This window comes from Methyloversatilis sp. S146-33 (assembly GCF_059552495.1).
In genome coordinates this window covers 150980-177068 of the sequence record NZ_JCANOT010000044.1, presented here as the reverse complement: position 1 = coordinate 177068, position 26089 = coordinate 150980, and the positions used below count along the sequence as shown (strand labels likewise).

General features: G+C 66.5%; 22 protein-coding genes. 15 read left to right on the top strand and 7 right to left on the bottom strand.

Annotation, left to right across the window (positions count from 1 at the left end; all coding sequences use genetic code 11):
- The 11 genes from AC51BJ_RS19670 to pqqE all read left to right on the top strand — a co-directional run.
- On the top strand, positions 1-613 hold a 613-nt coding region (locus AC51BJ_RS19670), incomplete at its 5' end, for a citrate/2-methylcitrate synthase (RefSeq protein WP_496281359.1).
- Between the two features lie 186 nt (positions 614-799).
- Complete coding sequence (locus AC51BJ_RS19665; RefSeq protein ID WP_496281358.1) at positions 800-3619, top strand: 2-oxoglutarate dehydrogenase E1 component; 2820 nt, start codon at positions 800-802, stop codon at positions 3617-3619.
- A 28-nt stretch (positions 3620-3647) separates the two neighbouring features.
- Positions 3648-4937: a 2-oxoglutarate dehydrogenase complex dihydrolipoyllysine-residue succinyltransferase gene (odhB, locus tag AC51BJ_RS19660; protein ID WP_496281357.1), complete on the top strand. Its 1290-nt coding sequence runs from the start codon at positions 3648-3650 to the stop codon at positions 4935-4937.
- 95 nt (positions 4938-5032) lie between these two features.
- Entirely contained in the window at positions 5033-6469 is a 1437-nt protein-coding gene (gene lpdA, locus AC51BJ_RS19655) for a dihydrolipoyl dehydrogenase (protein ID WP_020164571.1), read from the top strand.
- Positions 6470-6485: 16 nt separating this feature from the next.
- Positions 6486-7631, top strand: coding sequence for a cell division protein ZapE (gene zapE, locus AC51BJ_RS19650; RefSeq protein ID WP_496281356.1), 1146 nt, complete (start codon positions 6486-6488; stop codon positions 7629-7631).
- A 322-nt stretch (positions 7632-7953) separates the two neighbouring features.
- Positions 7954-8829, top strand: coding sequence for a hypothetical protein (locus tag AC51BJ_RS19645; protein WP_430433913.1), 876 nt, complete (start codon positions 7954-7956; stop codon positions 8827-8829).
- Between the two features lie 123 nt (positions 8830-8952).
- Complete coding sequence (pqqA, locus tag AC51BJ_RS19640; RefSeq protein WP_008060142.1) at positions 8953-9027, top strand: pyrroloquinoline quinone precursor peptide PqqA; 75 nt, start codon at positions 8953-8955, stop codon at positions 9025-9027.
- Positions 9028-9171: 144 nt separating this feature from the next.
- The gene (gene pqqB / locus AC51BJ_RS19635; RefSeq protein ID WP_496281355.1) at positions 9172-10089 is read left to right on the top strand and encodes a pyrroloquinoline quinone biosynthesis protein PqqB; all 918 of its coding nucleotides are present in this window, start codon (positions 9172-9174) and stop codon (positions 10087-10089) included.
- Positions 10086-10814: a pyrroloquinoline-quinone synthase PqqC gene (gene pqqC, locus AC51BJ_RS19630; RefSeq protein ID WP_296811294.1), complete on the top strand. Its 729-nt coding sequence runs from the start codon at positions 10086-10088 to the stop codon at positions 10812-10814. Before pqqB ends, pqqC begins: the two co-directional genes overlap by 4 nt.
- A gap of 8 nt (positions 10815-10822) precedes the next feature.
- On the top strand, positions 10823-11095 hold the full coding sequence (gene pqqD, locus AC51BJ_RS19625; protein ID WP_430433915.1) for a pyrroloquinoline quinone biosynthesis peptide chaperone PqqD: 273 nt from the start codon (positions 10823-10825) through the stop codon (positions 11093-11095).
- Positions 11092-12249, top strand: a complete 1158-nt coding sequence (gene pqqE, locus AC51BJ_RS19620; protein WP_304009025.1) for a pyrroloquinoline quinone biosynthesis protein PqqE — start codon at positions 11092-11094, stop codon at positions 12247-12249. The genes pqqD and pqqE overlap by 4 nt, the downstream gene beginning before the upstream one ends.
- An 82-nt stretch (positions 12250-12331) precedes the next feature.
- Here pqqE and AC51BJ_RS19615 read toward each other — a convergent pair whose 3' ends face one another.
- Positions 12332-13213, bottom strand: a complete 882-nt coding sequence (locus AC51BJ_RS19615; RefSeq protein WP_496281354.1) for a hypothetical protein — start codon at positions 13211-13213, stop codon at positions 12332-12334.
- A gap of 185 nt (positions 13214-13398) precedes the next feature.
- Here AC51BJ_RS19615 and AC51BJ_RS19610 point away from each other — a divergent pair, with 185 nt between their 5' ends.
- Complete coding sequence (locus AC51BJ_RS19610) at positions 13399-16758, top strand: MHYT domain-containing protein (RefSeq protein ID WP_496281353.1); 3360 nt, start codon at positions 13399-13401, stop codon at positions 16756-16758.
- A complete protein-coding gene (locus AC51BJ_RS19605) occupies positions 16759-17802 on the top strand; it encodes a response regulator (protein ID WP_496281352.1) in 1044 nt (347 codons plus the stop codon).
- Between the two features lie 6 nt (positions 17803-17808).
- Here the strand turns inward: AC51BJ_RS19605 and AC51BJ_RS19600 are convergent, their stop codons facing one another.
- The 4 genes from AC51BJ_RS19600 to asd all read right to left on the bottom strand — a co-directional run bounded on the left by AC51BJ_RS19600 (position 17809) and on the right by asd (position 19891).
- Positions 17809-18180: a hypothetical protein gene (locus tag AC51BJ_RS19600; protein ID WP_430433919.1), complete on the bottom strand. Its 372-nt coding sequence runs from the start codon at positions 18178-18180 to the stop codon at positions 17809-17811.
- Positions 18181-18316: 136 nt separating this feature from the next.
- Positions 18317-18700, bottom strand: coding sequence for a hypothetical protein (locus AC51BJ_RS19595; protein ID WP_496281351.1), 384 nt, complete (start codon positions 18698-18700; stop codon positions 18317-18319).
- A 14-nt stretch (positions 18701-18714) separates the two neighbouring features.
- Positions 18715-18903: a hypothetical protein gene (locus tag AC51BJ_RS19590; RefSeq protein WP_024300451.1), complete on the bottom strand. Its 189-nt coding sequence runs from the start codon at positions 18901-18903 to the stop codon at positions 18715-18717.
- Positions 18904-19012: 109 nt separating this feature from the next.
- Positions 19013-19891 (bottom strand): archaetidylserine decarboxylase, encoded by an 879-nt coding sequence (asd, locus tag AC51BJ_RS19585; RefSeq protein WP_496281350.1) that lies wholly within the window; start codon positions 19889-19891, stop codon positions 19013-19015.
- A 35-nt stretch (positions 19892-19926) separates the two neighbouring features.
- Between asd and AC51BJ_RS19580 the strand changes: the two genes are divergently transcribed.
- The gene (locus AC51BJ_RS19580) at positions 19927-21576 is read left to right on the top strand and encodes an aminotransferase class III-fold pyridoxal phosphate-dependent enzyme (RefSeq protein ID WP_496281349.1); all 1650 of its coding nucleotides are present in this window, start codon (positions 19927-19929) and stop codon (positions 21574-21576) included.
- 133 nt (positions 21577-21709) lie between these two features.
- Here the strand turns inward: AC51BJ_RS19580 and AC51BJ_RS19575 are convergent, their stop codons facing one another.
- On the bottom strand, positions 21710-22324 hold the full coding sequence (locus AC51BJ_RS19575; protein WP_341930749.1) for a hypothetical protein: 615 nt from the start codon (positions 22322-22324) through the stop codon (positions 21710-21712).
- A 194-nt stretch (positions 22325-22518) separates the two neighbouring features.
- Between AC51BJ_RS19575 and AC51BJ_RS19570 the strand changes: the two genes are divergently transcribed.
- The gene (locus tag AC51BJ_RS19570; RefSeq protein WP_496281348.1) at positions 22519-24336 is read left to right on the top strand and encodes an EAL domain-containing protein; all 1818 of its coding nucleotides are present in this window, start codon (positions 22519-22521) and stop codon (positions 24334-24336) included.
- Positions 24337-24349: 13 nt separating this feature from the next.
- Here the strand turns inward: AC51BJ_RS19570 and AC51BJ_RS19565 are convergent, their stop codons facing one another.
- Positions 24350-26065, bottom strand: a complete 1716-nt coding sequence (locus tag AC51BJ_RS19565; RefSeq protein WP_496281347.1) for a pseudouridine synthase — start codon at positions 26063-26065, stop codon at positions 24350-24352.
- Positions 26066-26089 lie beyond the last annotated feature (24 nt).

Here is a 26089-nt window from a genome sequence, read left to right as displayed (position 1 = left end):
GCACGCCGACCACGAACAGAACGCCTCGACCTCGACCGTCCGTCTGGCCGGTTCGTCGGGCGCCAACCCGTACGCCGTCATCGCCGCCGGCATCGCCTGCCTGTGGGGTCCGGCGCACGGTGGCGCGAACGAGGCCTGCCTGCAGATGCTGGAAGAGATCGGTGACGTGTCGCGCGTGCCCGAGTACATCAAGCGCGCCAAGGACAAGAACGACAGCTTCAAGCTGATGGGCTTCGGTCATCGCGTCTACAAGAACTTCGATCCGCGCGCCAAGCTGATGCGCCAGACCTGCTACGAAGTGCTGACCGAACTGGGCCTGGAGAACGACCGCCTGTTCAAGCTGGCGATGGAACTGGAGCGCATCGCGCTGGAAGACGAGTACTTCATCGAGAAGAAGCTCTACCCCAACGTCGACTTCTATTCCGGCATCGTGCAGAAGGCGCTCGGCATCCCGACCTCGATGTTCACCTGCATTTTCGCACTGGCGCGTACCATCGGCTGGATCACGCAGTGGAACGAAATGATCACCGATTCCGAGTACAAGATCGGCCGTCCGCGCCAGCTCTACATCGGCCCGAACCGCCGTGACGTGAAGCCCGTCGAACAGCGCTGATTCACCGCAGCAGAAAGCCCCGCGGCCTGGCGGACGCCGCGGGGTAAATAATCAATACCGCATGCAGCAGGCCTTCTCGAATTTCCGCGAGACGGAAGGGGGCGCGGCACGACTGGCGCCACGTTCCCCGACCGCGCGGAAAGACGCGACAACAAACCCGGGCATCCCCGGGCGGAGGAGCGAGTCATGATGCACATGTTGAGCCATTCCTACCTCTTCGGGGGCAATGCGCCCTTCGTCGAGGAACTGTACGAGTCCTACCTCGCCAACCCCGGTTCAGTGCCGGACGCCTGGCGTACCTATTTCGAATCCCTCCAGCATCTGCCGGGCGCCGCCAGTGACGTGGCGCACGCCCCGGTTGTCGCCTCGTTCGCCGAACTGGCCAAGCGCGGCCCGGTCCGCATTGCGGCCGCCAGCGGCGACGACAAGCGTCAGGTCGGCGTGCTGCAGATGATCAATGCCTACCGCTTCCTCGGTAACCGCTGGGCCCAGCTCGATCCGCTCAAGCGCGCCGAACGGCCGGACATTTCCGAACTCGAGCCGTCGCACTACGGCTTCACCGAAGCCGACCTGAACGACAGCTTCAGCACCGGCTCCTTCCGCTTCCCGCCCGAAGACCGCGCCAGCCTGCGCGAAATCCTCGAAGCGGTCCGCCAGGTGTATTGCGGCAGCATCGGCGCCGAATACATGTACATGGCCGACATTGCCCAGAAGCGCTGGATCCAGTCGCGCCTGGAGCCGATGCGCGGCAACTACGGCTACAGCGCCGACGACCGCAAGCGCTTCCTCGAGCGCACCACGGCCGCCGAAACGCTGGAGCGCTACCTGCATACCAAGTACGTCGGCCAGAAGCGCTTCTCGCTCGAAGGCGGCGAATCGACCATCGTCGCAATGGACGAACTGGTGCGCGTGGCCGCCGGCCAGGGCGCGCAGGAAATCGTCATCGGCATGGCCCACCGCGGTCGCCTGAACGTGCTGGTGAACACGCTGGGCAAGGCGCCCTCGATGCTGTTCTCCGAGTTCGAAGGCAAGGCGGCATCCGACCTGTCGGCCGGCGACGTGAAGTACCACATGGGCTTCTCGTCCGACGTGAACACCCCGGCCGGTCCGGTGCATCTGACCCTGGCCTTCAACCCGTCGCACCTGGAAATCGTGAATCCGGTGGTGGTCGGCTCGGTGTATGCGCGCCAGCGCCGCCGCGGCGACAAGACCGGTACCCAGGTCGTGCCGGTCATCCTGCATGGCGACGCGGCCGTCGCCGGTCAGGGCGTGAACCAGGAAATGCTGAACTTCTCGCAGACGCGCGGTTACGGCGTCGGCGGCACCGTTCACATCATCGTGAACAACCAGATCGGTTTCACCACCTCCGATCCGCGCGACTATCGTTCCTCGCTGTACTGCACCGACATCTTCAAGATGGTCGAGGCGCCGATCTTCCACGTGAATGGCGACGACCCGGAAGCCGTGGCTTTCGTCACCAGGATGGCGATGGAATTCCGCGCTGAGTTCAAGAAGGACGTGGTGATCGACATCATCTGCTACCGCAAGCTCGGCCACAACGAGCAGGACGAGCCGATGGTGACGCAGCCGCTGATGTACAAGAAGATCGCCGCCCACCCGGGCACGCGCAAGCTGTATGCCGACCGCCTGATCTCGGCCGGCATCATCGACGAAGCCGCCCCCGAGCGGATGATCGCCGACTACCGTGCCGCGCTGGACGAAGGTCGTCTGGCCAGCAACCCGGTGCTCACCAACCACCAGCGGCGCTTCGCAGTGGACTGGACGCCCTTCCTGAAGCAGCCCTATACCGACGACTGCGACACCCGCGTGCCGCGCGAGGAACTGGCGCGTCTGGGCGAGCGCCTCACGACGCTTCCGGAAGGTTTCTCGCTGCACTCGCGCGTGCAGAAGATCATCGACGACCGGCGTGGCATGGCGGCCGGCACGCAGCCGGTCGACTGGGGCATGGGCGAGAACCTGGCCTACGCGACGCTGCTGGTCGAAGGTTACGGCGTGCGCGTGTCCGGCGAGGACTGCGGCCGCGGCACCTTCTTCCACCGCCACGCAGTGCTGCACGACCAGAAGCGCGAGAAGTGGGACAGCGGCAACTACATGCCGCTGCAGCATCTGCAGGACAACCAGGCGCCGTGCGTCGTGATCGACTCGGTGCTGTCGGAAGAAGCTGTGCTGGCCTTCGAGTACGGCTACGCGACCACCGAGCCGAACGAGCTGGTGGTGTGGGAGGCGCAGTTTGGCGATTTCGCCAACGGCGCCCAGGTCGTGTTCGACCAGTTCATCGCGTCCGGCGAAGCCAAATGGGGTCGCCTGTGCGGCCTCACCATGATGCTGCCGCACGGCTACGAAGGGCAGGGCCCGGAGCACTCGTCGGCGCGCATCGAGCGCTACATGCAGCTGTCGGCCGAGAACAACTGGCAGGTCACGATTCCGACCACGCCGGCGCAGGTGTTCCACCTGCTGCGCCGTCAGATGCTGCGCAAGGTGCGCAAGCCGCTGGTCATCATCACGCCGAAGTCGCTGCTGCGTCACAAGGACGCCGTGTCCTCGCTGGACGAACTGTCCGACGGACGCTTCCAGCCGGTGATCCCGGAAATCGACACGCTGCAGGAGAAGGACGTCGAGCGCGTCATTCTGTGCAGCGGCAAGATCTACTACGAGTTGCTGGCTCATCGCCGTGCCCAGGACATCAAGAACGTTGCCATCCTGCGTCTCGAACAGGCCTACCCCTTCCCCGGGGCGGAGCTGTCGGCGCAACTGGTGCGTTATCCGAATGCCAAGGGCGTGACCTGGGTACAGGAAGAGCCGCGCAACCAGGGTATGTGGTACTGGCTGATCTCGCGTGCCTTCCTCGGCAAGGCACTGGGCGATCTGAAACTGGAACTGGTGTCGCGTCCGGCCTCGGCGTCGCCGGCGGTCGGCTACGCCGCCAAGCATCTGGCGCAACAGAAGGCGGTCATCGAAGCAGCGTTCGAAGGAGTGGGGCGCTGAGGCGCCTCCGACAGGGAGAAAGAATCAAATGCTTATCGAAGTGAAGGTTCCCCAGCTGTCCGAATCGGTGGCCGAAGCCACGCTCGTGCGCTGGCACAAGAAGGTCGGCGAGGCGGTGTCGCGCGATGAAAACCTGATCGACATCGAGACCGACAAGGTGGTGCTCGAAACGCCGGCGCCGGATGCCGGCGTATTGGTGGCGATCATCAAGCAGGACGGAGCCTCGGTCACCAGCGGCGAGCTGATCGCCCAGATCGACACCGACGCCAAGGCTTCGGCGGCCGTCCCGGCCGCTGCGCCTGCTGCCACACCGGCTGCAGCGCCGGCCGCCGTCGCCGCCGCGACCACGTCGGCTGCGGCCTCCGGCCCGGCCAGCCCGGCTGCGCGCAAGATCATGGACGAACGCGGCCTGTCGGCTGGCGACGTGCAGGGTACCGGCCGTGGTGGTCGCATCACCAAGCCGGATGCTGCGGGCGCACCGCAACCGGCAGCGCCTGCCCCGGCAGTGCCGTCGGCCGCCGTCGCGCGTCCGGCACCGACCGCCGCCCAGTCTGCCGCCACAGCGCCCGCGCTGCCGCAGCCGCCGGTGCCGGTCCGTCTCGAAGAGCTGCTGGCCGATCGTCCGCAGCAGCGCGTGCCGATGTCGCGTTTGCGTGCCCGCGTCGCCGAGCGCCTGCTGCAGTCGCAGGCGCAGAACGCCATCCTGACCACGTTCAATGAAGTGAACATGGGCCCGCTGATGGAGCTGCGCAAGAAGTACGCCGAGAAGTTCGAGAAGACGCACGGCGTCAAGCTCGGCTTCATGTCCTTCTTCGTCAAGGCGGCCCTGCAGGCGCTGCGCAAGTTCCCGGTGCTGAACGCCTCGGTGGACGGTAACGACATCGTCTATCACGGCTTCTTCGACATCGGCATCGCTGTCGGCAGCCCGCGCGGTCTGGTGGTGCCCATCCTGCGTGACGCCGACCAGATGAGCTTTGCCGACATCGAGCAGAAGATCGCCGAGTTCGGCCAGAAGGCCAAGGACGGCAAGTTGTCGATCGAGGAACTGACCGGCGGTACGTTCTCGATCTCCAACGGCGGCGTTTTCGGTTCGATGCTGTCGACGCCCATCATCAACCCGCCGCAGTCGGCCATCCTCGGCATCCACGCGACCAAGGACCGTCCGGTCGTCGAGAACGGCCAGATCGTGATCCGCCCGATCAACTATCTGGCGATGTCCTACGACCACCGCATCATCGACGGCCGCGAAGCGGTGCTCGGCCTGGTGACCATGAAGGAGGCGCTGGAAGATCCGGCCCGCCTGCTGTTCGACGTATAAACCCTCTCATTGCATGTTGACGTCTGCGCGCCGCCCGGAGAGAGGGCCGGGTGGCGCGCCGGACCAAGACTGCTTCTTTTTCCGGAGCAATTAAGATGTCCAAGGAATTTGATGTCGTTGTGATCGGTGCCGGCCCCGGCGGCTATGTCGCCGCCATCCGCGCCGCCCAACTGGGCCTGAGCGCGGCCTGCATCGAGTACAACAGCTACGCCGACCCGAAGGGCGAAGTGCGCCTCGGCGGCACCTGCCTCAACGTGGGCTGCATCCCGTCCAAGGCGCTGCTGCAGTCGTCCGAACTGTTCGAGCAGGCCAACCACAGCTTCGTCATGCACGGCATTTCGGTCGAGTCGCCGAAGATGGACGTGTCGGTGATGATGAAGCGCAAGGACAACATCGTCGGCCAGCTCACCACCGGCATCCGCGGCCTGTTCAAGAAGAACAACGTGACGCTGCTGTCCGGTCTGGGCAGCTTCGCCGGCCGCGAGAACGAGAAGTGGAAGGTTGCGGTCACCCGTAACGGCGCCACCGAACACGTGCTGGCCAAGCACGTGATCATCGCCACCGGTTCGCGTGCCCGTCATCTGCCGGGCATCGAGGTCGACAACAAGGTGATCTGCGACAACGAGGGCGCGCTCGCCTTCGACGGCGCGCCGAAGAAGCTGGGCGTGATCGGCGCCGGCGTGATCGGGCTGGAACTGGGCAGCGTGTGGAAGCGCCTGGGCGCAGAGGTGACCATCCTCGAGGCGGCACCGGAATTCCTGTCGGCCGCCGATGCGGCGATCACCAAGGAAGCCTGGAAGACCTTCACCGCCAAACAGAAGCTGGGTATCAAGCTCGGGGCCAAGATCGGCAAGGTCGAACGCACCGATGCCGGCGTGCGCGTCGAGTACGAGCACAAGGACGAGCAGCACGTGCTCGAGTGCGAGCGCCTCATCGTGTCGGTCGGCCGGGTGCCCAATACCGATGGTCTGGGCGGCGAGTCGGTCGGCCTGAAGATCAGCGAGCGCGGTTTCATCGAAGTCGATGCGCAGGGCCGTACCAATCTGGCCAATGTGTGGGCGGTCGGCGACGTCGTGCCGGGCCCGATGCTGGCGCACAAGGGCATGGAAGAGGGCGTCATGGTGGCCGAGTGCATCGCCGGTCAACACGGACACGTCAATCACGACACCGTGCCCTGGGTCATCTACACCCACCCGGAAATCGCCTGGGTCGGCAAGACCGAGGCCCAGCTCAAGGCCGAAGGCATCGAGTACAAGGCTGGCCAGATCCCGTTCGCGGCCAACGGTCGCGCACTCGGCCAGGGTGACACCACCGGTTTCGTGCGCATGTATGCCTGCGCCAAGACCGACCGCATCCTCGGCGTGCACGTGATCGGCAACAACGCATCGGAGCTGATCGCCGAGGCGGTGGTGGCGATGGAATTCGGCGCCTGCTCGGAAGACATCGCGCGCATCTGCCACGCGCACCCGACGCTGTCGGAAGTGATGCACGAAGCCGCGCTGGCCTGCGACAAGCGTCCGCTGCACTTCTGACCGGGACCCGCGCAACATGCCTCCGCACAAGATACTGAACGTTCCCGAGCGGGGCATGCTGGACACCTTCGAGGCCCAGCTCAAGGTGCGCGGTTATAACGCCGACGCGTCGCAGCGCGCTGCCGCCGAGCGGCTGCAGAAGCTGTACGGCGAGCTGCTCGATTTCAAGGCGGCCCGCCGCACCCAGCTGCGCAAGCTGCTGTCGCGCGCGCAGCCCCCGCGCGGTGTCTGGTTCTGGGGCGGCGTAGGGCGCGGCAAGAGCTTCCTGATGGACTGCTTCTACGACGCCGTGCCCTATCGTCGTAAGAAGCGCGTGCATTTCCACGCCTTCATGCAGCAGATCCACGAAGCGCTGAAGAAGCACAAGAACGAAGCCGATCCGCTGGCGCAGGTGGCCGACGACATCGCCCGGGCGACCCGCCTGTTGTGTTTCGATGAGTTCCACGTATCCGACATCGCCGACGCGATGATCCTCGGCCGTCTGGTCGACGCGCTGTTCGAGCGCGGCGTCGTGTTCGTCGCGACCTCCAACTATCCGCCGGACGGGCTCTACCCGAACGGCCTGCAGCGGCAGAACTTCCTGCCCACGATCGAGCTGCTGAAGAAGCGGCTCGAAGTGTTCGAACTCGACGCCGGCATCGACTACCGCCTGCGCTCGCTCGAACGGATGGACATTTTCATGGTGCCGGGCGGCAAGGACGCCGACTCCAAACTGGCCGACGACTTCCGCCAGATCTGCGGCGAACCCTGCCCACCGGGCCCGCTGGAGATCCTCGGTCGCACGCTGAAGACGCGCGACCGCTCGCTCGGCGCGGCCTGGTTCGACTTCGATGAAATCTGCGGTGGTCCGCGCTCGCAGAACGATTACCTCGAACTGGCGCGCCGCTATCACTCCATATTGATATCCAACGTGCCGAAGATGGGGCGCGACCAGGCCAACGAAGCGCGCCGCTTCACCTGGCTGGTGGACGTGCTGTACGACTTCCGCGTCAAGCTCATCCTGTCGGCCGAAGTCGAGGCGCAGGATCTCTACACCGACGGCCCGCACGCCAACGAGTTCACCCGCACGGTGAGCCGCCTGATCGAGATGCGCACGCGCGAGTACCTGGCGTCGGCGCACCGCGTCGATTTCGCCGGCAGCATGTCCAACGTCGCTGCCTGATCGGGCGCCGCTCTCGAACCGCGGACGCAGCCGGCAGGCGGACGCCCTTTCCCGCACACACGCTGCTGTCGGGGTCAGAAGACCCCTCCCACAGAAGACCGGCCCAGGCTCAAGCCGCAGGCCTTGCTCAGCCCTTGTAGGAGCGGTCTTCTGACCGCGACAGGGCCTGCGATCAAATACCGTCCCTCGCCAGAGCGCGGCGGTCGCGCCCGGGACACTGCTCCGGCAGGGTGCCGCGGTCCCCGCCTTGTCCTCAAGACCGGACCTTTCCCCGCCGTCGGGCGTCTACACTCGCGTAAAGCCCACTTGTCGCAGGTGCCCGATGCCCATTTCCGCCATGTTCCGTCCGCTGTGCCGACGACTGCTGCTGCTCTGCCTGCTGTGGCCGCTCGCTGCGGCAGCCCAGGTCAAGCTCGACATCATTCCGCTGAAGCACCGCACGCCTGACCAGGTGCTGCCCGCGCTGCGCCCGCTGGTCGGCGACGACGCCGCACTGTCGGGCGCCAACAACCGCATCTTCATCCGCGCCGACGCGGCCACCCGCGCGGCGGTGAAGCAGGCGATCGACGCACTCGATACGCCGCTGCGCAGCCTGATGATTTCGGTGCGCCAGGACAACGATGACTCGATCGGACGTGACGGCGTGGCCGTGTCAGGCGACATCCGTGCCGGCAACGCGGGCGTCCGCGTGCCGGATGGCGGCCGCGAAGGTGCGGTGATCGAAGGACGCAGCGGTGACAGCCGTGTACAGACGCGGGTGTGGTCTACCCGCGGCGACGCGGCAGACCGTCTGTCGCAGCGCGTGCAGGTGGTCGAGGGCGGTGCCGCCTTCATCCAGGCGGGCAGCTCGACGCCCATTCCCTTCACCCAGATGGTGGTCGGGCCACGCGGCGCGGTGGTCAGTCAGGGCACGCAGTACCGCGACATTTCGAGCGGCTTCTACGCGATGCCGCGCGTCAATGGCGAGCAGGTGACACTGGACATTTCTCCGCAGAAGGAGTCGCTGTCCGACACCCAGTACGGCGAGGTGCGCTCGGCGCGGCTGGTCAGTACGCTGCGCGGCCGGCTTGGCGAGTGGATGGAACTGGGTTCGTCCGGCCACGACGAACAGGTGAGCCAGCGTGGAGTGATCCGCTACGGTACCCGCGACGCGCAGTCGCAGCGGCGGGTCTGGGTGAAGGTCGATGTCGTGCAATGACCTTCATGAATTTCCCTAGCCGCGCTTCAATCCGCCCGCGACGCGGGCGCGGGGACGGGTGGTGATACTGAAGGTGCGTTGGATGACGACGCACATTCTTAAACCGACTGTCAGGAGAAAACCATGAGCTGGGAAACCCCGAAGGCAACCGACCTGCGTTTTGGCTTTGAAATCACGATGTACGTCGCCAACCGCTAAGGTTGCGATCGCCCGGCAGGTTCGCCCTGCCGGGCACCCCGTCTTTCCGGCCCCGCTGCGGCGCGGGCCCTGAATCAACCGACGCCCGGAACGGCCGTCGGCACAAGAAATCAGGCCCTCGATGGCCAACGATGGAGGAGAAGCATGCGACTGCACGTACTCGGTTCCGGCGCGGGCGGCGGTTTTCCGCAATGGAACTGCAACTGTCCCAACTGCGACGGCCTGCGCCGCGGCACCATCAAGGCGCGCGCACGCACCCAGTCGTCGATCACGGTCAGTGGCGATAACGAGAACTGGGTGCTGTTCAACGCTTCGCCCGACATCCTGACGCAGTTCCAGCAGTTCCCCGAGCTGCAGCCGGCGCGGGCGCTGCGCGACACGGCAGTGAAGGCCATCGTGCTGATCGATGGCCAGATCGACCACACCACCGGCCTCTACATGCTGCGCGAGCATCGCCAGCCGCACCAGATCTGGTCCACCGCACCGGTACGCCAGGACCTGACCGAAGGCAATCCGCTGTTCAAGCTGCTCGGCCACTACTGCGGCATCGAGTGGAACGAGCTGGGCATAGACGACACCGAATTCACCATTGCCGGCGCACCCGGACTGAAATTTCGCGCGCACGCGCTGCGCAGCAACGCGCCGCCGTATTCGCCGCGTCGCGACAAGCCGGTGCCCGGAGACAACGTCGGCGTCACCATCGAGGACGCGAAGAGCGGGAAGAAGATCTACTACGCACCGGGTCTGGTCGAGATCGAACCGCAGGTATGGGCGGCCATGCAGGCGGCCGACGTGGTGCTGGTCGATGGCACCTGCTGGAGCGACAACGAAATGATCGCGCTCGGCGCGTCGAAGAAGCGTTCGCGCGACATGGGCCATCTGGCGCAGAGCGGCCCGGGCGGCATGATCGAGTGGCTGGACAAGCTACCGACGACGACGCGCAAGATCCTCATCCACATCAACAACACCAACCCGATCCTGAACGAGGACAGCCCGCAGCGCCGCGAGCTGGACGCGCACGGCATCGAAGTTTCGTACGACGGAATGGACATCACGCTATGAGCACGCAACAGCCCTGGAACCACGAAGAATTCGAAGCCAAGCTGCGCGACAAGGGCGCCGCCTATCACATCTTCCATCCGTTCAACGTGATGCTCAATTCCGGCAAGGCGACGCCGGAACAGATCCGCGGCTGGGTGGCCAACCGCTTCTACTACCAGATCGCGATCCCGGTGAAGGACGCGGCCATCATGTCGAACACGCCGGACCGCGAAATCCGTCGCCAGTGGATACAGCGCATCCTCGATCACGACGGCTACGAAATCACCGGGCCGGACGGCTCGGTGGTGCGCGACGAGGGCGGCATCGAGGCGTGGATCAAGCTGGGCATCGCCACCGGTCTGACGCGTGAGGAGATCGTCGATCTGCGCCACGTCGTGCCCGGCGTCCGTTTCGCGGTCGATGCCTACATCAATTTCGCCCGTCAGCGCCCGTGGCAGGAAGCGGTGTGTTCGTCGCTGACCGAACTGTTCGCGCCGAAGATCCACAAGGAGCGCCTCGCCAACTGGCCCGAGCACTATCCGTGGATCGAATCGACCGGCCTGCAGTATTTCCGCAACCGCGTGTCGCAGGCGCGCCGCGACGTGGAGCAGGGTCTGGCGGTCACGCTGAACTACTTCAACACGCGCGAAATGCAGGAACGCGCGCTGAACATCCTGCAGTTCAAGCTCGACGTGCTGTGGGCGATGAATGACGCGATGGCCAATGCCTACGGCGTGAACAAGTGAGTGCCGAAATGACCGTCACGACCGCATCGGTGCCGAAGATCGGCCGCCACTTCCGCATCCAGTGGGAAGAGGCTCAAAAGGCCTACGTGCTGCTGTATCCGGAAGGCATGGTGAAGCTGAACCAGAGCGCGGGCGAAATACTGAAGCGCTGCACAGGTGAGGCGAACGTGGGCGACATCACCGCCGATCTGGAACAGACCTTCAACGCGCAGGGCCTGCAGCAGGACGTGATCAACTTCGTCGAACTGGCACTGCAACAGAAGTGGGTGGAAACGACATGACCGATCTCGCCGAAGCGAAAGCCGCTCAGGAAGCGGCGACGATAGGGCCGCCGCTCTGGCTGCTGGCCGAGGTGACCTATCGCTGCCCGCTGCACTGCGTCTACTGCTACAACCCAGTCGACTTCGCCAAGCATGAGGACGAACTGACGACCGAGGAGTGGTTCAAGGTGCTGCGCGAGGCGCGCGCGCTCGGTTCGGTGCAGTGCGGTTTTTCCGGCGGCGAGCCCATGCTGCGTGACGACCTCGAACTGCTGGTGGCCGAGGCGCACCGGCTGGGCTACTACACCAACCTGCTCACCTCGGGCGTCGGCCTGAACGAGAAGCGCATCGACGCGCTGAAGGAGGCGGGGCTGGACCACATCCAGCTGTCCTTCCAGGACTCGACGCGCGAAATGAACGACTTCCTGTCGTCCACCCGCACCTTCGACCTGAAGCGACGGGCGGCCGATCTGATCAAGTCGCGCGGCTACCCGATGGTGATGAACTGCACCATCCACCGCCACAACATCGATCACATCGAAGCCATCCTGCAACTGGCCGACGATATCGATGCCGAGTACGTCGAACTGGCCAACACGCAGTACTACGGCTGGGCGCAGGTAAACCGCGACCAGCTGCTGCCGTCGCGCGAACAGCTGGAGCGTGCGGAGCGCATCACCAACGAATGGCGCGAGAAGCACGGCAACAAGATGAAACTGTTCTTCGTCGTGCCCGACTACTACGAGAAGCGGCCGAAGAAGTGCATGAACGGCTGGGGCAACATCTTCCTGACCATCACGCCGGACGGGCGTGCGCTGCCCTGTCACACTGCGCGCATGCTGCCGGGGCTGGAATTCCCGAGCGTGCGCGAGATGGGCATCCGCGAGGTGTGGTACGAGTCGGAAGGCTTCAACCGCTATCGCGGCACCGGCTGGATGAAGGAGCCCTGTTCGAGCTGTCCGGAAAAGGAAAAGGATTACGGCGGCTGCCGCTGCCAGGCCTACATGATCGCCAACGACCCGGCCGCCGCCGACCCGGTGTGCGACAAGTCGCCCTTCCACCACAAGATCGTCGCCGCGGTGGAGCAGGCGCAGATTCCGGGCAACCCGCAGCAGGTGAAGCCGCTGATCTACCGCGGCCCGAAGGAATCGCTGCAACTCGATCGTCCGTTCTGATCCCGCGTCGACGCAGGTCGCCGCTGTGGGCGCATCCATCTGGATGCGCCCTTTTTCATTCCGGCGCCCGGGCGGCGTCGCGTCAGTCGCGGGACAGGCGGTAGGGCTGGAAGCGGAAGGGGGCGGGCGCAGCGCTGTCCACATCCACCCGCGTCCAGCCCAGCCACGGCGAGCCGTGCGATTCAAGCCGTGTCACGTGCTCGAAGCGTTCGCCAGTGGCCGGGTCGACCAAGGGTTTATCGACCCGGTAGGTATGCGTGTCGCCGTGTATCAGCAGCAGCGGTCGGCGGTCATGTTTCGCCCAGCTCACCAGCCGGTCGAGGAACCACGCATGACGCACTGACGTCCCGCCGCGCGCGTGCGCAGCGAAACCGGGATGGGCGTGGAAAGCGATCACCGTCGCACGAACGGTCTGCGGATCGGCCAGCGCCGCGGCCTCGTCCAGCCAGTCGAGCACCTTGCGGCGCAATTCCCGCGCGGCGGCGTTGTCGGGCAGGGGACTGCCCGGCAGGTTCACCCCGATGAACAGTACGCCATGACTTAGCCAGCGGGTGTTCTCCGGCGCGGCGGCCTGCCGCTGCAGCGGCAACGCGGGAGGCGCGCTGAAGAATCGGCGGCGCAGGGCGTCCAGCCGCTCGAACGGATCATGGCCGCCGGCCGACGCGCGGGTGCAGTCCAGCCAGTCGTTGTCGCCGGGCAGCAGCACCACAGGATGGCGCGAACCCGCCAGCAGAGCCTGCCGGTCGGCGTAGAGCGCGTCGTCGCAGGGCTGGTTGCCGCTTTTCAGGTCACCGATGTGCAGGGAGAAGGCGAGCGGCTGACCGGCCTGCTCGGCCAGCAGGTCGGCCGCCAGCTCGCGCTCGACCCGGCTGTAGGGCATGTCGCCCCAGACGGCGAAGGACAGCTGGTCGTCCGCCTGCGCACCAGGCGTCAGCGCTGCGAGCAGCAGCAGAGAGCGCTTCAACGGCTTCAGCCGCCTGAACACGCGCTGGACGGCGGTGCAGATGCGCCCGGCGACATGACCGGTCTCGCCGCACCCTCCGGGCAAACAGTGACGGTCTTCCTCGGTGTAGGGAAAAAAAGCGGGTCGGAACATCAAGGCGCCGGGCGAAACCGCCGTAAGTGACAAAGATGCCGTGCTGAGCGGCAATGCCCACCATACGTCACTTCGGCACGATGCAGAACTTCTTCACCTCCGGCACCGACGACGCTGCGCTGATCCTGCCGATGACGCACGATCCGGCGCTGGTTGCGCTGTCGCTGCTGGTGGCCGTCCTCACCTCGCTGGTCGCGCTTTACACCGTAGGCCAGTCGGAGCAGACGCCGCACCAGCGCATGGCGTGGCTGATCAAGCTCGGCTGCAGCCTGGCGCTGGGCGGCGGCGTGTGGGCCATGCATTTCATCGCGATGCTGGCGCTGGACCTGTGCGTGACCGTGCGCTACGACCCGTGGATCACGCTCGCGTCCATGCTGCCCAGCCTGCTCGCCGCGCTGGCAACCATACAGCTGATGACGCGCCCCTCGCTGACGCCGCGCGAACTGCTGGCGGGTGGCGTGCTGATGGGCGGTGGCATCGGCCTGATGCACTACACCGGAATGCAGGCCATGCACATGGAAGCGCAGCTGCGCTACGACCCACTGATGTTCGGCGTGTCGATCGCGGTGGCGGTGGTACTGGCGACGCTGGCGCTGTGGGTGAAGTTCTTCGTGCCCATTTCCGATCGCCGGCTTCGCCTGGCGGTCAGTGGGACGGTGATGGGACTGGCGATCGCCGGCATGCACTACGCGGGTATGGCGGCCGCCCGTTTCACAGGCGTCGCCGAAAGTGCGCCGCATGTCGATACCCTGGTGCTCAGCATTGTCGTCGTGATCGGCACCATCGGGCTGACCGGTTTCGCGATGGGCACCAACGCGCTGCTGCGCTACCGGCAGATGGTCGATCAGCTCAGTGCGAGCGAGGCGCGCATGAGCGCGCTGCTCGCCACACCGGTCGACGGCGTCGTCATGCTCGACGCGCAGGGCATCGTGCAGACGATGAACCCGACCGCGGAACAGATGTTCGGCTGGCGCGAGTCGGAAATGCGCGGGCGCGACTTCGGTCTGCTGCTGGCGCCCGACGAAAGTGAAACCTACGCGGCCTATCTGGCCGAGTTCAGGCGCACGCGCGTGCCTGCGCTGTCCGGCCGCAGGCGCGAAATCACCGGTCGTCGTCGTGACGGCAGCGAACTGCCGATGCACGTGTCGATCGGCCACGCCAGCCTGCGCGAGGGCGACATGTTCGTCTGCTACATCGCCGACATTTCCAGCTTCAAGGAAATGGCCCGTGCGGTGCGCGAAAGCGAAGCGCAGCTGCGCTCGCTGATCGGCAACATTCCGGGTGTGGCCTACCGCTGCCTGATGGACGCGCACTGGACCATGCTCTTCATGAGCGACGCCACGCAGACGCTGACCGGTTACCCGAGTTCCGACTTCGTCGGTGAGAACGCCATTCGCACCTTCAACGACATCACGCACCCGGACGACGTCGCACACACCTGGAAGGTGGTCGAGGCGTCGATCCGCGACCACCGGCCCTTCATCGTCGAGTACCGCATCACCCACGCCGACGGCTCCGTCCGCTGGATGTGGGAGCACGGCTCGGCGGTGCGCAACGAGGACGGCGACATCAAGTGGATAGACGGCGTCATCCTCGACATCACCGAGCGACGCGAGATCGAGCAGGAGCTGCGCGCGGCGAAGGAGCGCGCCGAGCAGGCCGCGGCCTCGAAATCGGCCTTCCTCGCCAACATGAGTCACGAAATACGCACGCCGATGAATGCCATCATCGGCTTCACCGACGTGCTGCTCGGCCGCGAACTGCCGCCCGAGCACCGGCGTCCGCTGGAAATCGTCGGCAATTCCGCGCGTTCGCTGCTGCGCCTGCTGAACGACATCCTCGATACCGCCCGGCTCGAACGCGGCGCGGTCGAACTCGAAGTGCTCGATTTCGACCTGCCCGAACTGCTGAACCAGCTGGTGATGACGCTGAACGTGCAGGCCGCCGACAAGGGACTGACGCTGCGCGTGGACATTGGCAGCGGGGTCGGTCGCTACTACCGCGGCGACTCGCTGCGCATCCGCCAGGTACTGACCAATCTGATCGGCAACGCGGTCAAGTTCACCGAGCGCGGCGAAGTCGTGGTGACCGTGCGGGTACAGGCGGACGGCGTGCATTTCGCGGTCAGCGATACCGGCATCGGCATTGCGCCTGAGCGACTCGATGCCATCTTCGAACCCTTCACCCAGGCCGACGCGTCGATGAGCCGCCGTTTTGGCGGTACCGGTCTCGGTACGTCGATCTGCAGACAGCTGGTCGAACTGATGGGCGGCCGGATCGGTGCCCGCAGTACGCCGGGCGAGGGCAGTACCTTTCACTTCACGCTGCCCTTGCGGCCCGGTAGCGCGCCGGTTGTCGCGTTGGCGTCGCCGATGGCACTGCCGCCGCTGCGGGTGCTGGTGGTCGATGATGTCGAGCAGAACGTCGAACTGCTGGCTTCCCTGCTGACGCGCGATGGACATGAGGTGACGCCCTGCACCGAGGCGACCGAATCGGTGGTTCGGGCAAGCGCCGAACGTTTCGACCTCATCCTGATGGATCTTCACATGCCCGGCGTGAGCGGGCTGGACGCCACGCGGGCCATCCGCGCCGCCGAACTGCGTGCCGGCCGGCCACCGGTGCCGGTGATCGCGCTGACCGCCAGCGTGCTCGACGAAGACCGCGAGGCGGCGCGCAGAGCAGGCATGAACGGATTCGCCACCAAGCCCATTGATCTTGAGGCGCTGTACGCCGAGACCGCGCGTGTGCTCGGCCTGCGAACGGCAGTCGCTGAGGACCGCACAGACGTGCGCACGGAAGACCCGGTGATCGACATGAAGCGCGCACTCGCACTGTGGCGCACCCACGAGCGTGTCGAGCGGGGCATGCAGCGGCTGCTCGACGAGAACACCGGACTGACGCAGGAACTGGATCGTCTCGCCGCGCTGCCGGCGCGCGACGGGCTGCGTGCGCTGACGCACCGCGTGCGCGGGGTGGCGGCCAATCTGGGGGCCGTGCAGCTGGCCGCCACGCTGGCCGGCCTGGAAGACGCTGCAGCGACCGAACAGCCGCGGGCACTGAGTGCGCGTATCGCCGACGTCGGGGCCGCGCTGTCGGCCTTGGGCAGCGAGGTCGCCGGCTGGCGCGCCGTGGCCGAGCGACCGGTGGCGAAGGCGGAGGCGGGCTGCGACGTACAGGCCGTCCTCACCCATGCCGACACCCTGCTGAAGGCGCTGGAGCGGGGCGAATTCGATGATCTCACGCTGGCGCGGCTGCTCGCTTCGGTCGGCAAGCATCCCGCGCGCGCGCAGCTTGGTCCGCTCGCCGAGGCAGTCGAGAATTTCGACGGGCTGCTTGCGATGAAACACTTGCGCACCCTGATCGTCACAATGCAGACGACCGACGCGGCGCAACTGCACGAGGCGGAGGCCTGAATGGACAGGCTCGAACAACGGATGACCGACGCCGCCAGCGACGCGGGCGACGCACGCAAGACCGTGCTCTGCGTCGACGACGAGCCATCCAATCTGCAGGTGCTCAAGCAGATACTGCAGGGTGACTACCGTCTGCTGTTCGCGCGCGACGGCCGGCGGGCGCTCGAACTGGCGCAGGTCGAGCGGCCCGACATCATTCTGCTCGACGTGATGATGCCGGACATGGACGGTTACGAGGTCTGCCGCACGCTGAAGGCGGACGAGTGCCTAGCACGCGTGCCGGTCATCTTTGTTACCGCGCTGAGCGATGTCGAGGACGAGGCGCGCGGTCTGGAGCTCGGCGCCGTCGATTACATTTGCAAGCCGGTCAGTCCCGCCATCGTGCGTGCGCGCGTACGCACCCATCTGTCGCTGGTCAGCGTGAGCGAACTGATCGAGACACGCCTGCAGGTGATACAGCGGCTTGGACTGGCCGCCGAGTACAAGGACAACGAAACCGGTCTGCACGTCATCAGGATGAGCCACTACGCATGCATCCTCGCGCGGGCCGCCGGCTGGAGCGAGCAGCGTGCGCAGGAACTGCTGCATGCGGCACCGATGCACGACATCGGCAAGATCGGCATTCCCGACCACATCCTGCGCAAACCCGGCAAGTTCGACGACGCCGAGTGGGAAATCATGAAGAGCCACGTCGATATCGGCGTGCGCATCATCGGCGAACACGACAGCGGCCTGCTTGCCGTCGCCCGGCGCATCGTCAGCGGGCACCACGAGAAATGGGACGGTTCGGGCTATCCGCACGGCTTGCGCGAAACCGCGATCCCGATCGAGGCGCGCATCGTCGCCATCGCCGACGTGTTCGATGCGCTGACTTCGGAGCGGCCCTACAAGAAGGCGTGGTCGGTCGAGGACGCCTGTGCGCTGCTGATCGAACAGAAGGGACACCACTTCGAGCCGCGGCTGGTCGACCTCTTCCTCGACTGTCTGCCGCAGGTGCTGGAAATCAAGCAGCGCTGGTCCGAGCGTGCGCCGGACACCCCTTGAGCGCGCTCAGCGCCTGAAGCGCCGTTTCACGTCGAGCACACAACCGGATCTGTCCTTGTTGCCGAGTGTGCTGCAGGCCGCCAGTTCCGCCTCGTAGGCCGCTGCCTCGTCGGGCAGCAGTGGCGTCATCGCCTCGCCCGGGAAAAGCTTGCGCGCCTGATCAAGCGTTGCTTCGTAGCGCATCCTGCTGCGCGCAAGACAGTCGTCCCTGAGTTCGGCGGCGACGCGGTCGCACTCGTGATCTGTACGCGAGCGCTCGATGTCGGCACGCCGCAGCGCGTCCGCGTAGCCCCGGCGATCGGCCGCCAGGGCATTCGTGGAGACGCCGACGAGCAGCGAACACAGCAGGAGCGGCAGAGCGCGGCGGAAGCAGGACACGAACGTCGTCCGTCAGAAGGTCGGATGACGGATTCTAGTGATCCCACGCGCGCTTGCCGTGGCGGAATCCTCTCTGCCGATGTCTGATTTGTGTCCATGCGTTAAGTCGCGGCACAGATGCCCGAACTGAGTCCCGCTAGCTGCGCAGCATCACCTCGCCGAACAGTCGCACCCGATCGCCCACGCGCAGATTGCCAAGACTCGGGCGCACGACGGTGCGCAGTTCACCGCTCTCCAGCATGATGCTGATGCTGTAGCGCCCGGGCGGCGCGATGCCATCCTGCTTCGGTGCATCGGGCGGGTGCGGCTCCAGCGGCTGCTCGACCAGGGGCCACAGCATGTCGATACGGACGATTTCGCCATACGGGCTTTCGACGCCGTAGGACCATGGCGTGGCCGCCGCGATCATCGCCGCCTCGGCGGTACGGCTGTCGGCGATCGCAGCGGTGTCGGGCTGGCGCGCGCACGCCCCGAGCAGCAGCCCGGACAGCACGGCGAGGGTGATCGGCGCGGCGTGCATGGGCGCTGTGCGTCTTACTTGCGCGCTTCGTCCAGCGCGTCCTTGGCCTTGTCGCCGGCGTTCTCGATCTTGTCGCCAGCCTTCTCGACCGCGTTGTCGACGGCCTTGCCAGCACGTTCGGCCGGTCCTTCCTGCTCGCAGGCGGCCAGCGTGAAGGCAAAGGCGGCGACGAGCGTGGCAGCTACGGTGCGATGGATGTTCATGTCGGGCTCCCTGGTGTGATGGTCGGCGCACGTGCGCCGCCCCAGCATCTTCTGCATCCGGCGTTGAAAGTTCCGTCGGTGCGCCGCGCTGCAGCGTGTCGGGGCTGTCCTACACGCGGTCCGAGGGCAGCGGTGCGAACAGCGCCTGACCCATCCGTATGCGCTCGCCGGTGCGAACCTGCGGTGCCAGCGCTGCCTGCGCGGGCAGCAGCACGATGATGGTCGAGCCGTGCTCGAACCAGCCCATCTCCTCACCCCGGCGAACGGACGAATCGCAGCTCAGACGGTGCGGCCCGGCGTAGCCCGCATGCAGCGTCAGGTCGACGCAGTGCAGACGCAGGCTGGCGACCAGGATGGCAGCCACCGGCACCAGCACCAGCGGTATGTCGTTGTGCATCCGCGCCGTCAGCACGGCGCGTTCGTTGCGGCAGTAGAGCCGCTCGACACGGTCCAGCGCCGGCGGATTCACGTTCCAGGTATCGCCCGGAAAGTAGTGCACCTGCTCGACGCGGCAGTCCGTCGGCGCGTGGAAGCGGTGGTACATCGACGCCGTGATGCGCAGCGTCACGTAGTGCCCGTCGCGCAGCTGCGCAGCCAGTGACTCGTCGCCCAGCAGCTCGCCCAGCGTGTAGCGCATGCCCTTGGCCTGCAGCAGCGTGTCGCCGTCGATGTGGCCGAGCGCGCCGACGATGGCGTCACAGGGGCTCACCAGTACTTCGGGCCGCGGGTCGAGAGGCCGGGCGCCGTCCCGCAGTTCACGGATGAAGGCGTCGTGCAGACTGGCGAAGCGCGTCTTCTTCGCTTCCGACAGATCGACCTCGCCGAAAGCCTTCCACAGTGCAATCGACACATCACGCACCAGCGGCTGCTCGATCCGGCTGAAGCGGCCGAACCAGCGAGTCAGTGTCGCGCGCGGCAGCCGGTTGGTGAGCGCGAAATTCAGTGCGTCGTTGGCCAGCAGGCGCTGGAACAGGGTGCGTGCAGTCACGGTTGCGTAACCTCGCGCTGATACATGTGCAACATATGAACGAATCCCTTCCTCTCTATGTGGCCGGCGCCGCGGCGCTGGCAGCGCTGTTGCCGCGGCTGCACCGCCGGCTCCAGCTTTCGCGGGCCAAGCACCGCTCGCTCGCCGGCCATTCGAAAATGTCGCGGCGGGTGGCGAAGCTGCTGCCCTTCTATGAATTCGACGAAACGGGCTTCTACATCGCCGACGGCGCGCCGGACGACGTGGCCGCCCGTCGTCGCAATGGTTTTGAGGCACTGGCCGCGCTGTACGCACAGCGTTTCGCGCGTACCCGCGCGCTGACCGACGACACGCAGTCCATGGTGTCGGACATGCAGTTCACCGGCAGCTACCGCGTGCCATTCCAGTTCAGCCGCCATGTGCGCAGCCATCTGAAGGCCGGTTCCTTCGTGCAGTCGTCGGCCGGCGTCACGCTGACCGACCTCGACGGCAACGTGTTCTACGACCTCGCCGGCTCCTACGGCGTGAACGTGTTCGGCTACGACCTCTACAAGGGCTGCATGGCACGCGGCGCGGCGGCGGTCGAGGCGCTCGGTCCGGTGCTCGGCGCCTACCATCCGCTGCTGGCCGACAACGTGAAGCGGCTCTGCGCGATCTCCGGCATGGAAGAGGTGTCCTTTCACATGTCCGGCACCGAGGCCGTGATGCAGGCGGTGCGGCTGGCGCGCTATCACACCGGCCGCAGTCATCTGGTGCGCTTCTGCGGCGCCTACCACGGCTGGTGGGGCGACGTGCAGCCGGGCGTCGGCAATCCGACCGCGGCCGAGCACACCTATACGCTGAAGGACATGCACGAGGACACCTTGCGCGTGCTGCGCACCCGGCGCGACATCGCCTGCGTGCTGGTCAATCCGCTGCAGGCGCTGCACCCGAATGCCGGCGCGCCCGGCGACTCGTCGCTGGTTGATGGCGGTCGCCGCGCCGGCTATGACCGCGCGGCCTATACCGCCTGGCTGCAGCAGTTGCGCGAGGTGTGCACCGCGCGCGGCATCGTGCTCATCTTCGACGAGGTGTTCCTCGGCTTCAGGCTGGCCAAGGGCGGCGCGCAGGACTACTTCGGCGTACGCGCCGATCTGGTCACCTACGGCAAGACGCTGGGTGGCGGCTATCCGGTCGGCGTCGTCTGCGGCCCGCACCGCTTGATGAAGCGCTACCGCGACGACCGGCCGGCCGACATCTGCTTCGCCCGCGGCACCTTCAATTCGCATCCGCACGTGATGGCCGCGATGAACGAGTTCCTGAAGCTGCTCGACACGCCGCAGATCGAGGCGATCTACCGCGACGCCGATGCAGTCTGGAGCGGGCGCGCCGAGAGACTGAACGAGCGCCTGCGTATCGAAGGTCTGCCGGTGCGCGTGGCGCACATGCAGTCGATCTGGACCGTCACCTACACCGTGCCGTCGCGCTACAACTGGATGCTGCAGTACTACCTGCGCGCCGAGGGCCTGGCGCTGAGCTGGGTCGGCACAGGCCGCTTCATCTTCAGTCTGAATTACGGCGAGGCCGAGTTCGATGCGGTGTGCGAACGCTTCGTGGCCGCAGCGAAGACGATGGAAGCCGACGGCTGGTGGTGGACGCCGCCCGGCGCCAGCAACAAGGGCATACGCCGGCGCATCCTCCGCGAAATGCTGACGCGGAAGCGCTGAGCCGCCTGCGGACCGGCGTGCGCCCGGTCCGCTGTGCTCATCGGGCACGCACGCGATCCGGACCACGCAGATGAAAACGGGGAAGGGCGATGCCCTTCCCCGTATGCCGTCGAACAGAACGTCTGCGCGCAACTCAGGCCTTCGCTGCGTGCTGCGCGTGCATCGGATCGATCAGTTCGCCGCGCAGCAGCGCCAGCGGCGCGCGGTGGTAGAGCTTCACGTCGTGAAAGGGATCGGTGGCGATCTTGGTCGCCCACACCAGACCGGTCTGCACGCCCTGCAGGTGGAACAGGTGCAGCGTGCGGAAGATGAGGCCGCCGATGCCGATGGCGATCCAGGTGACCGACATGTTGTAGAGGAAGCCGCGCGCGTCGGTGTGCGCCTCGAACAGGCCGAACAGCGTCGGGTCGATGTAGAGCGCCAGCGGCGACGCCGCCCAGATCGCCATCAGCACCACCTTGCGGCGCAGGTTGTAGCCGACCTTGATGTCTTCCTTGTGCTCGTGCGTCGCCTGATTGACGTGGTCGTAGCCCTTGGGCTCGAAAAAGAAGTGGCCGGCCTGGCGCGACACCATGGCCACGCCCCAGCTCAGCAGTGCCGCGATCACCGGGTCGACGAAAAGCATCACATAGGCGCACAGGAAGCTCAGCGCGCTGAGCAGATGCAATGCCTGGTTGATGCGGCTGTGGTGGTAGTAGCGGTGATCGTCCCAGCGCTGGGTGCGCAGTTCTTCGAAAAAGGAATGCATGTAAGTCCTCCTGTGAGTGTGGCAAGACTAGGAAGACAGGGTTACGGCCGGAATGCAGTTCGTCTAAGAATTGGTGACAGATCCGCATCGCGATCCGGATGCACTGCACGTAGCGAAAGCTTCACCGAAGCTTCACGAAAGCTGGCGGCGTCGCTGCCGATAGGCACTCGGGTCCATGAATACAACAGACAGACATGCACACCTCTTCCGACAAGCTGAACCAGACCGCGCTGCGCGCACTGATCGATGGCCGCGCGCTGGGCATGGTGTTCCAGCCCATCGTCCGCCTCGATGACGCGGCCGTGGTGGCGCACGAAGCGCTGGTGCGCGGCCCCGAGGGCGGCGCGCTGCACCTGCCGGCGGTGCTGTTCGCCACTGCGCGCGCCATCGGCCTCGAAGCCGAACTCGAAATCGCCTGCGTCGAGGCGGCGGTGCGCCAGTTCGATCCGGCGACGCCGGGCCAGCTCTACGTCAATTGCAGCGCCGGCACCATCCGCCACCTCGGCTCGGAGGGCTGCGTCGGCCTGCTGTCACTGCTGGCCGAACATGCGCTTTCGCCAGCGCGTCTGGTGCTGGAACTGACCGAGCACGAACGGGTGACCGACGTCGATTCGCTGCGCATCAGCCAGGCGCGGCTGTCTGCGCTGGGCATCGTCGTCGCGCTCGACGACTTCGGCGACGGTCGTTCCAGCCTGCGTCTGTGGGCCGAACTGGCGCCGCCGCGGGTGAAGCTGGACCGCTACTTCACGCACGGCATCCACACCGACAGCCGGCGCGTCGAGGCCGTGCGTGCCGCGGTGCAGCTGGCGCGCTCCTTCGGCGCCGAACTGGTGGCCGAGGGCATCGAGCACGAAGCCGAACTGGCGGTGTTGCGCGATCTGGGTGTGCATTTCGGCCAGGGCTATCTGCTCGGCCGGCCGCAGGGCCAGACGGTCAGTCACATGCAGCCGGCAGTGATCGCGCTGATGCAGTCGCGGCAGATCGCGGTGCTGCCGGATACGCCGCATCGAGACATGAGTACCGGCACGGTGAGCCGGCTGGCGATCTCGGCGCCAGCGGTCGAGCCGGATACGCCGAATCTGGCGGTGGTTCAGGTGTTCGCCGATCACCCCGAACTGCTGGCGCTGCCGGTGCTGGAGCAGGGCATTCCGGTCGGGCTGATCAACCGGCGCAGTTTCATGGACCTGTACACCCAGCCGTATCACAAGGAGGTGTACGGCAAGCGGCCGTGCGCGCTGTTCATGAATCCGAACCCGCTGCGCGTCGAACGCAGCACGCCGCTGGAATCGATGAGCACCGTGCTGGCGGGCGAGGACCAGCGCTATCTGTACGACGGTTTCGTCGTCACCGAACACGGCCGCTACGTCGGCGTGGCGACCGGCGAAAGCCTGGTGCGCGCGGTGACCGAAATGCGCATCGAAGCCGCGCGTCACGCCAATCCGCTGACCTTCCTGCCGGGCAACATTCCGATCACCGAACACCTGCAGCGGCTGATGGCGGGGCGGGCCAGCTACGCGGCATCCTACTTCGACCTGAACAATTTCAAGCCCTTCAACGACCTCTACGGCTATTACCGCGGCGACGAAATGATCAAGCTGGCGGCGCGCAGCATCCAGCAGGAGGCGGACCCGCTGCGTGACTTCGTCGGCCACGTCGGTGGCGACGACTTCATCGTGCTGTTCCAGAGCGAGGACTGGCAGGCGCGCTGCGAGCGCATCATCGCCCGCTTCAATGCCGAGGCGCGCGGCCTGTTCAATGCGGAGGAGCTGGCCAGCGGTCACATGGAGGGCGAGGATCGCAAGGGCAACCGCACGCGCTTTCCGCTCACCACGCTGTGTGCTGGCGTGGTGCTGGGGCAGGGCGGCGGCTTCCGTACTGCCGAGGAGGTCGCTTCGGCCGCAGCCAGCGCCAAACGGCAGGCCAAGGCCAGCGGCGGCGGCCTGCACGTGCAGACCGCCGGTTGCAGCGCCAACGACGCGACGCCGGAGGTGCCGGCGCTCGACGTGGCGTGAAGCCGTCAGGCGCTCAGAACAGCTCGTCCTTGCGCAGGTAACGCCACTTGCCGACCGGCAGGTCGGCCAGCGGAACGCGGCCGATGCGCACGCGCTTGAGCGCGACGACTTCGAGGCCGACCAGTTCGCACATGCGGCGGATCTGGCGCTTCTTGCCCTCGCGCAGCACGAAACGCATCTGCTCCTCGTTCTGCCAGCTCACCTTGGCAGGCTTCAGCGGCTCGCCGTCTAGCTCCAGCCCGTGGTTGAGCAGCTTCAGCGACTCCTCCGGGAAATCCTCGGACAGCGCACCGCGGCCGAAGGGCTTGGTCGCGCGTACGCGCACCAGGTATTCCTTCTCGATGGTCGAGTCCTCGCCGATCAGCTGGCGGGCGACGCGACCGTCCTGGGTCAGCACCAGCAGGCCATGCGAATCGATGTCGAGACGACCGGCCGGCGCCAGGCCACGCAGGTGGTTGCGGTTGAACTTGAGGCCGGAGCGGTCGCCGGCCCACTGGTTCTCCGGCAGGAAGAGCACGCTGGCCGGTTCGTGGCCGTCTTCCGCCTGGCCGCTGACATAGCCGACCGGCTTGTGCATCAGCACGGTCACGCGCAGCGCCTGGTCGGCGCGCGCCTGCTTGTGCACCTCGACCTTCTGGTGCGGCAGCACGCGCTGGCCCAGCAGCGCCACTTCGCCATCGACGGTGACCCAGCCACGGGCGATCCAGTCGTCCGCCTCGCGACGCGATGCGGCACCGCGGTCGGCCAGCCAGCGCGACACGCGGATGCCGTCCTTCGCCTCGTCGGCGTCCTCGCCCTTGTCTGCCTGCACGCGGCCCAGCTTGTCGGTTTCACGTTCGTCCCAGGCCTTGGCCGGACGCACCGGCGCCGCCTTGGGCGGACGCGGCTTGAAATCGCCGCCGGCGCGGGCAGGGCGGCTGTCGCCTTCACTGCGGCGCGGCGGACGGTCGCCGAATTCCTTGCGCGGCGGGCGGTCGCCGACATTCCCCCCCGATTCGCTGCGGGCCGGGCGCTCGCGGTTTTCCCACGGCTTGCGTTCGCCGGAATCGGCGCGCGGCGGACGGGCGTCGCGGTCCGGGCGCGGTGTCCACTCGCGCTTCTCGCCGGCCGGGCGCGGCGGACGGTCACCGAATTCCTTGCGCGGAGGGCGTTCGCCGGAATTTCCGCCCGACTCACTGCGGGCCGGGCGTTCGCGGTTTTCCCACGGCTTGCGCTCGCCGGAATCGGCGCGCGGCGGACGGGCGTCGCGGTCCGGGCGCGGTGTCCACTCGCGCTTCTCGCCAGTCGGGCGCGGCGGACGGTCACCAAATTCCTTGCGCGGCGGGCGTTCGCCGGAACTGCCGCCCGATTCGCTGCGGGCCGGGCGCTCGCGATTTTCCCACGGCTTGCGCTCACCGGATTCGGTGCGCGGCGGACGGGCGTCACGGTCCGGGCGCGGCGTCCATTCGCGCTTTTCGCCGGTCGGGCGCGGCGGGCGGTCACCGTCCGGACGGGTTGCGCGCGGCTTGCGCGCGGGAGCGTCCTTGACGGCCGGTTTGGCGTAGGACTTGGCGGCCGGCGCGACCTGCGTCGTGTTGCGGCTCAGCGTGCGCGACTTGGCCGTGCTGTTGCGCACCGGCTTGCGGGCCGGATCACGGTCGGTCGGCGTGTTGTCGTCGGATTTGCGCGGCAAACCCAGTTTGGTGCGGGTGGTCATCGGCATGAAAACATTCTGTGGACCCGACAGCATAGCGGGGTCTTGAAATGCCGGGGG

Bases quoted from the DNA above. Each gene is read 5' to 3' on its own strand.
- AC51BJ_RS19665 (WP_496281358.1), top strand. From the start codon at position 800: ATGATGCACATGTTGAGCCATTCCTACCTCTTCGGGGGCAATGCGCCC.
- odhB (WP_496281357.1), top strand. From the start codon at position 3,648: ATGCTTATCGAAGTGAAGGTTCCCCAGCTGTCCGAATCGGTGGCCGAA.
- lpdA (WP_020164571.1), top strand. From the start codon at position 5,033: ATGTCCAAGGAATTTGATGTCGTTGTGATCGGTGCCGGCCCCGGCGGC.
- zapE (WP_496281356.1), top strand. From the start codon at position 6,486: ATGCCTCCGCACAAGATACTGAACGTTCCCGAGCGGGGCATGCTGGAC.
- AC51BJ_RS19645 (WP_430433913.1), top strand. From the start codon at position 7,954: ATGCCCATTTCCGCCATGTTCCGTCCGCTGTGCCGACGACTGCTGCTG.
- pqqB (WP_496281355.1), top strand. From the start codon at position 9,172: ATGCGACTGCACGTACTCGGTTCCGGCGCGGGCGGCGGTTTTCCGCAA.
- pqqC (WP_296811294.1), top strand. From the start codon at position 10,086: ATGAGCACGCAACAGCCCTGGAACCACGAAGAATTCGAAGCCAAGCTG.
- pqqD (WP_430433915.1), top strand. From the start codon at position 10,823: ATGACCGTCACGACCGCATCGGTGCCGAAGATCGGCCGCCACTTCCGC.
- pqqE (WP_304009025.1), top strand. From the start codon at position 11,092: ATGACCGATCTCGCCGAAGCGAAAGCCGCTCAGGAAGCGGCGACGATA.
- AC51BJ_RS19610 (WP_496281353.1), top strand. From the start codon at position 13,399: ATGCCCACCATACGTCACTTCGGCACGATGCAGAACTTCTTCACCTCC.
- AC51BJ_RS19605 (WP_496281352.1), top strand. From the start codon at position 16,759: ATGGACAGGCTCGAACAACGGATGACCGACGCCGCCAGCGACGCGGGC.
- AC51BJ_RS19595 (WP_496281351.1), bottom strand. From the start codon at position 18,700: ATGCACGCCGCGCCGATCACCCTCGCCGTGCTGTCCGGGCTGCTGCTC.
- AC51BJ_RS19590 (WP_024300451.1), bottom strand. From the start codon at position 18,903: ATGAACATCCATCGCACCGTAGCTGCCACGCTCGTCGCCGCCTTTGCC.
- AC51BJ_RS19580 (WP_496281349.1), top strand. From the start codon at position 19,927: ATGAACGAATCCCTTCCTCTCTATGTGGCCGGCGCCGCGGCGCTGGCA.
- AC51BJ_RS19575 (WP_341930749.1), bottom strand. From the start codon at position 22,324: ATGCATTCCTTTTTCGAAGAACTGCGCACCCAGCGCTGGGACGATCAC.
- AC51BJ_RS19570 (WP_496281348.1), top strand. From the start codon at position 22,519: ATGCACACCTCTTCCGACAAGCTGAACCAGACCGCGCTGCGCGCACTG.
- AC51BJ_RS19565 (WP_496281347.1), bottom strand. From the start codon at position 26,065: ATGCTGTCGGGTCCACAGAATGTTTTCATGCCGATGACCACCCGCACC.